The sequence below is a fragment of the Okeania sp. SIO3I5 genome, assembly GCF_010672085.1.
In the GTDB taxonomy this organism is placed as follows: domain Bacteria; phylum Cyanobacteriota; class Cyanobacteriia; order Cyanobacteriales; family Microcoleaceae; genus Trichodesmium.
Window position 1 is genome coordinate 1 of record NZ_JAAHHT010000378.1, and the last position, 6,020, is coordinate 6,020.

Below are 6,020 nucleotides of genomic sequence, written 5' to 3' on the forward strand. Positions count from 1 at the left end.
CTTCCACATCAAGCAATCCTTATTTATCTCTTCCTTTAGACTTGATTTTTGCGAATCAAATTATTTGCTAATTACTCTTTTGTTTCCTTTTTCCTTCGACTCGATTTTCTTGTACTTCAACAATTGAGCATCAGGAAAAATTTTCCAATCTTTTGATTGTTGCGGTCGAGCAAATAGATTGAGATTAGACACTCTTCAGAAATTTCCAAAAAAGTGGTTGATTAAAAAAAACTTGACATGATACTATAAGCATAATGGAAAAGGTGCGCTCATATATACTCATCACTGGCCTTAGATTTTTCAGATATTTTCATACCCTCTATAAAGACAGAAACTTTTCTGGTTTTTCCAAGTTATTCGCTTCAACGTAAAGGTTTCCTTATTTGTCTGTTCCTGATCAGCAGATAGAGCAGCAGACAAAGCATATTTAATTTTTTTAATTTTCATAGTCGGTAAATAAATAGAGAATATCTAAAAATTTGTTTCTGTATTTAAGCTAATTAGTATCAAGGTGAGTAGAGTCAACTCAGACTTTAGTATTTGGTTCAATTTCTTTTTTTCCTAAGACGTACTTTCTGACTTTAATCATCAAAAAATTATCCGACAAACTATAACAGAAGCAAAAATTCCTACCACATCAGCACATAGAGCAACAGGCAAAGCATATCGAGTTTTTTTAATTCCAACACTGCCAAAATAAACAGCTAATACATAAAAAGTTGTTTCTGTAGAACCCTGGATAGTTGATACTAAATAAGAGAGAAAACTTAATGGTTCATTTGTGACTATTTCCGACATAATTCCAAAAGCACCACTACCAGATAAAGGTCGAATTAATGCCATAGGTAATGCTTCTACTGGCATTCCAATTAAACTAGTTATGGGCGATAAAATTGCAGCCATAATATCTAGTGCACCACTAGCTCTAAACATTCCAATTGCCACAAAAATTGCTACCATAAAAGGAATTACTCTGACGGCAACTTCAAATCCTGCTTTTGCTCCTTCGGTCATTGTTTCATAAACTTTAACTCCTCGGAAATAGCCAAAAAGTAGAAAGGAGCAAATTAGTATTGGCAATAACCAATTAGACAAACTTTCGAGAAAACTAAGACTAAAAATATGGGGTATACCTCTGAGACTTGAGCGATAAATTACTGCACCTAAAAAAGCTCCAATTAAACTGGCAAATACTAATTTACTAATTTTGCTTGGTGGGATAAGTTTCGCTCTTTTTTCTTCTCCATCAATCAAATCATTTTTATCTAAATATTCTGGAGTAATGGATTGATTTAAAAGTAGCATTTGTTGCCGATTTGCAAAAAATTTTGCTGCTACAACGGCGGCAATTGTAGAACAACAAGTGGCGATAATTGTAGGCAAAATAATATCTCCAGGATTAGTAACACCTGCACTTGCTCGAATGGTTATGACACTAATAGGAATTATCGTAACTGAAGAGGTATTAATTGCTAAAAATAAACACATTGCATCTGTGGCAGTTCCTTTTTCTGGATTTAATTTATCCATTTCTGCCATAGCTTTTAAACCCATCGGTGTCGCAGCATTTCCTAATCCTAAAGCATTAGCAGCTATATTTAAAATAATGGCAGACATAGCAGGGTGAGATGGGGGTATATCTGGAAAAAGTTTGACCATTAAAGGATAAATTAAACGGGCAATTATTTTCATTCCTCCTGCTGTTTCAACTATTTGAATTATGCCTAACCATAATGCCATACTACCAATTAATCCGATGGCTAAAGTAACGGCATTTTTTGCACCTTCAAATGATGCTTCGGTTATTTGTGTCATCCTACCGTTGTATGCTGCTATGACTGTAGCTGAAATTATCATAAATAGCCAAATATTATTAATAGGTGATGTTTGCGATTTATTCATTTTTTTTTCTAATTAGGAGTCAGGAGTCAGGAGTCAGAATAAATAGTTCAAGCTTAAATATCCCTATCTATATTTTTACTAAAATGAGGAAAATAATAGAATTTTTCTACTGACTTCAAGCTAGTTTTTTTAATTTACTCAGTCAAACCAGAAGCAACTATACCTGTGGGTAAACCAAATATTCTAATTACAATTAAAGTAGCGATCGCTCCTCAAAATCTACCACTAGGAGTAATCGGATAAATATCTCTATAATCGATAGTTGTAAAAGTAATAATTACCCACCAGATAACAGCAGGAATATTAGCAGTCAGGAGACAGGAGTCAGGAGTCATAATAAATAGTTCAAGCTTAAATATTCCTATCTATATAATGAGGAAAATAATAGAATTTTTCTACTGATTTAAAGCTCGTTTTTTTGAAATTCCTCAATAAAACTAGAAGTAACTATACCTGCGGGTAAAGCAAATATTCCAATTACAATTAAAGTAGCGATCGCTCCTCAAAATCTACTATTAGAAGTAATCGGATAAATATCTCCATAACCGACAGTTTTTAACGTAATAATTCCCCACCACATAACAGCAGGAATATGAGGAAAGTTTTCTGGTTGAGCTTGATGTTTAGTAAAGTACATTAGACTAGCAGAAGTTACGAATAAAATTAGATCAATAAACATAGCAATTACGATTTCTTCTTGTTTAGACTTAATTACTTGAGCAAATAATTTTATCGTGTCTGAATATCTGGTTATTTTGAATATTCTAAATATATGTGAGTCATAGTTTAGTCTGAGGTATTGAGATTTTCATGGGGTTAAAAATTTTTGCAGGGGCAAATTTTCTTGACTAATATCTGATATTTGGCGTTTAATTTTGTGGAGCATTTTTTCTCGGCAAATTTGAGAGTTATTTTTATCTTTTGGCTATATTTATATAGTCATTTATTATTTGATGTGAGTCATAGTTTAGTCTGAGGTATTGAAATTTTATGAGGGTTATAAATCTTGGCAGTGGTAAATTTTATTAGGTAAAGTTGGGAAAGTTTTGAATAGACTTTCTGATACCTGTTGCCACAATATGTTTAAACCACTCCAACTTTCAATCTAAATCTTCTAGCAACTTTTCAACTAAGTTTTTTTCTTTAGTAATATCTGATATTTGGCGTTTCATTTTGTGGAGAATTTTTTCTAGATACTTTGGGAATTGGTTTTATCTTTTGGCAAGAATTATATAGTCATCTAATCCATAATTTGATTCATAGTTTTGTTCTAGATATTTACGTCTAAGAGGAGTCATAAATTTTTGAGGAGGTAAATTTTTATTAGCATACTTTAAAAAATCTTTCTTAGATTGCCTAATTCCAGTTGAAGTAATATATTTATACCACTCCAACTTTAAATCTAACTCCTCTACCAATTTTGCAACTAATTTTTTTTCTTTAGTAATATCTTCTTGAGGTTGCTCTTTATAAAATACAAACAATCTCTTTATTTGAAGAATTAAGACTACATAACCACCGCTTCTTAAACTTTCCTGAAATATTTGCCGATAAACCTCACAAGACTTTTTATTCTCTTCTGAATCACGAAATAAACAGTGAGAAATAACTATAAAATCAAAGAAACTTCGTGGCAAAACTTTCGACTGCTCATTGTATGTAAAAATGTCCGTTGTATCAAATCGAAAATACAAATTAGTAGGCATTCTTTGTTGTTCTATATATTGTCGCCAAAACTGAAGACCTCGATACTGAAACTGAGCTTGTTTTTCCAGAGAATAATAACAAATGTGCATGGGAGGAGTTGCAAAAAAGCCACTACTACTTTGCAGAAATAAAGCTAATCCATAAGCAACTGTTCCGGGGCCAGCAGCAATATCTAATATATTAATTTTTGTTGGTAATAATCCACTTTTGTAGACAAAATACCAACCTAAATAATTGCAATAAACATTATCTAAAAAGTATTTCATAAAATAAACGTGGGGAGTTAAATCAAAACCATAATCAGGATCGGCACCACGCTTTAACCAATCTATATCTCTATGAGCTTTTTTTAACTCTAGCTCTCGTTTTTTTTCAGGCATTCTTTCTAGCTCAGATTCAATATATTTTGCCAAACTTGATTCAAAATCATCAAATATTCTTTCATCTATTCCAGTACATTGCAATAAAGTTTCATCCTTTTCAATTAACTGAAAACTGTTGGTGACAAACTCAATAAATTTTGGTTCTGGAGTCAATATATAGTCATCAAGTCGCCTAATTACTGGTTCATCAAAATCAAGCTTTAATTCTAATTCATCTAATTTATCAACAGCTTTTTTCAGATGTTTATTTAAACTGCTAATTTCTCTGTCTTTGTCATTTAAAGATTCCTGAAACTTCAGGTTATCTTGATATAACTTCTCTAAAGGAGATAATTTTGCTCCGGAATTTTTAATAGCTTTTAGTATTTGATTTGCCCGAGAATTATTTCCTTGTTTTAAAGCAAACCAAAACTTAAGAGAACGCCAAAAATTTGTAATTTGATTCATCAGTAAATCTTCCCTGAAATTATTTTACTTCTCACATAGTTAGCATTTGTATTAATTTCCCTGAAAACTGTTGAGAATTTTTCTGTTGATTAAATTGCTGATTTTTTTGTCTTTGTCATTTCCAGATTCCTGAAACTTCAGTTGATCTTGATACAACTTTTCTAGGAGTAACAATTTCGCTCCTGAATTTTAAATTGCTTTTAGTCTCTGATTTGCTAGAGAATTATTTCCTGGTTTGAGAGCAAAGCAAAATTTAAGAGAAGCCAAAAATTTGTGATTTGATTATTCATCAGTAAACTATTCCTGAAATTATTTTACTTGTCACACAGTTAGCATTTGTATTAACTTCCTTGAAAACTGTTGAGAATTTTCCTGTTGATTAAATTGCTAATTTTTTTGTCTTTGTCATTTTTATATTTCTGAAACTCACGGAGAATTTTTAATGACTTTTAGTCGGTGATTTGCAAGATAATTATTTCCTAGTTTTAAGGCAAACCAAAATTTGAAAGAACACCAAAAATTTGTGAATTGATTATTTATCAGTAAATCATTCCTGAAATTATTTGTCTTAACTTCCCTGAAAACTTCCGAGAATTTTTCTGTTGATTAAAGGTAATTTTTTTGTCTTTGTAATTTTCATATTCTTGAAACTCCTGAAGAATTTTCAATGATTTTTAGTCTGTGATTTTCCAGAGTAATTATTTCCTGGTTTGAAGGCAAACTAAAATTTAAAAGAACGCCAAAAATTTGTAATTGGATTATTCATCAGTAAATCTTCCCTGAAATTATTTTACTTGTCACACAATTAGCATTTGTCTTAACTTCCCTGAAAACTTCTGAGAATTTTTCTGTTGATTAAATTTCTGATTTTTTGGTCTTTGTCATTTTTAAATTCCTGAAAATCCAGGAGAATTTTCAATGACTTTTAGTCGGGGATTTCCCAGAGAATTATTTCCTTGTTTGAGGGCAAACTAAAATTTCAAAGAACGCCAAAAATTTGTGATTTGATTATTCATCAGTAAGTCTTCTCTGAAATTATTTGATTGCTCTATCTTTGTCATTTCCAGATGCTGGAAATTTTTACTTAATATTGATACAAGTATTCTCAAGGTGAAAATTTTAGCTCTCGAATTTTCAATAGCTTTTAGTCTGTGATTTTCCAGAGAATTATTTCCTGGTTTGAAGGCAAACCAAAATTTAAGATAACGCCCAAAATTTGTGAATTAATTATTCATCAGTAAATCTTCCCTGAAATTATTTGATTTCTCACATAGTTAGTATTTGTATTAACTTCCCTGAAAACTTATGAGAATTTTTCTGTTGATTAAATTGCTAATTTTTTGGTCTTTGTCATTTTTAGATTCCTGAAAATCCAGGAGAATTTTCAATGACTTTTAGTCGGGGATTTCCCAGAGAATTATTTTCTTGTTTGAGGGCAAAGCAAAATTTGAGAGAACGCCCAAAATTTGTGAATTAATTATTCATCAGTAAATCTTCCCTGAAATTATTTGATTTCTCACATAGTTAGTATTTGTATTAACTTCCCTGAAAACTTATGAGAATTTTTCTGTTGATTAAATT

At 31.0% G+C, this 6,020-nt stretch carries 5 protein-coding genes; all 5 read right to left on the reverse strand.

Annotated features, from left to right (window positions below; all coding sequences use genetic code 11):
* Positions 1–60 precede the first annotated feature (60 nt).
* Positions 61–192 carry a hypothetical protein gene (locus F6K40_RS38110; protein WP_293144863.1) on the reverse strand — a complete coding sequence of 44 codons (132 nt, stop codon included), beginning with the start codon at positions 190–192 and terminating at the stop codon, positions 61–63.
* 396 nt (positions 193–588) lie between these two features.
* Positions 589–1,902 carry a nucleoside recognition domain-containing protein gene (locus F6K40_RS38115; RefSeq protein ID WP_293144865.1) on the reverse strand — a complete coding sequence of 438 codons (1,314 nt, stop codon included), beginning with the start codon at positions 1,900–1,902 and terminating at the stop codon, positions 589–591.
* 212 nt (positions 1,903–2,114) lie between these two features.
* Entirely contained in the window at positions 2,115–2,237 is a 123-nt protein-coding gene (locus F6K40_RS38120; RefSeq protein ID WP_293144868.1) for an ion channel, read from the reverse strand.
* 167 nt (positions 2,238–2,404) lie between these two features.
* On the reverse strand, positions 2,405–2,674 hold the full coding sequence (locus F6K40_RS38125; protein ID WP_365674223.1) for an ion transporter: 270 nt from the start codon (positions 2,672–2,674) through the stop codon (positions 2,405–2,407).
* Between the two features lie 439 nt (positions 2,675–3,113).
* Entirely contained in the window at positions 3,114–4,439 is a 1,326-nt protein-coding gene (locus F6K40_RS38130; RefSeq protein ID WP_293144871.1) for a photosystem II assembly protein, read from the reverse strand.
* Positions 4,440–6,020: the final 1,581 nt, after the last annotated feature.